We start from the raw sequence: 836 nt of genomic DNA on the forward strand, positions 1-836 counted from the left end.
AACGGCATTTGGGACATCTTCATCCCTGCTGTCAAACTCAATGCCCTATACAAATTTGAAATCCGCGATGCCAACGGCGATGTGCGTGAAAAAGCAGACCCGTATGCTTTCGGTGCGGAACTGCGCCCGACCACGGCATCTATCGTGCGCGGCTTGCCTGACGAAGTCGAAGAACCGGTCTTCCGCGCCCGTGCCAACGCCATTGATGCGCCGATCAGCATTTATGAAGTGCATTTGGGTTCGTGGAAGCGCAATCCGGAAAACAATTTCTGGCTGACTTACGAAGAGCTGGCCAAAGAGTTGGTGGCATACGTCAAAGACATGGGCTTTACCCATATCGAGTTTTTGCCTGTTTCCGAATATCCGTTTGACGGCTCGTGGGGCTATCAGGCAACCGGTTTGTATGCACCGACCAGCCGTTTCGGTTCGCCGGAAGAATTACGCGCATTGATTAAAGCCGCGCACGGCGAGGGCATCAGCGTTATCCTCGACTGGGTGGTCGGCCATTTTCCAACCGACGATCACGGCCTGGCCAAATTTGACGGCACCGCGCTGTACGAACACGCCGACCCGCGCGAAGGCTACCACCAAGACTGGAACACCCTGATTTACAACTTCGGCAGAAACGAAGTGAAAAACTTCCTGCAAGGCAACGCCCTGTATTGGATAGAGCGTTTTGGCTTTGACGGTATCCGCGTTGACGCGGTGGCTTCGATGATTTACCGCAACTATTCGCGCAAAGACGGCGAGTGGATTCCAAACCAATACGGCGGCCATGAAAACCTTGAAGCCATCGCTTTCCTGCGCGATACCAACACCATGTTGAAAGAGGAAGT

General features: G+C 53.7%; 1 protein-coding gene. It reads left to right on the forward strand.

Going from position 1 to position 836, the window contains the following annotated elements:
- Window positions 1-836, forward strand: an 836-nt coding sequence (locus tag ACTHS3_RS16090; RefSeq protein WP_440368519.1) for an alpha-amylase family glycosyl hydrolase, incomplete at both ends; no start/stop codon positions are given.

The organism is Neisseria sp. P0009.S007, assembly GCF_051962515.1.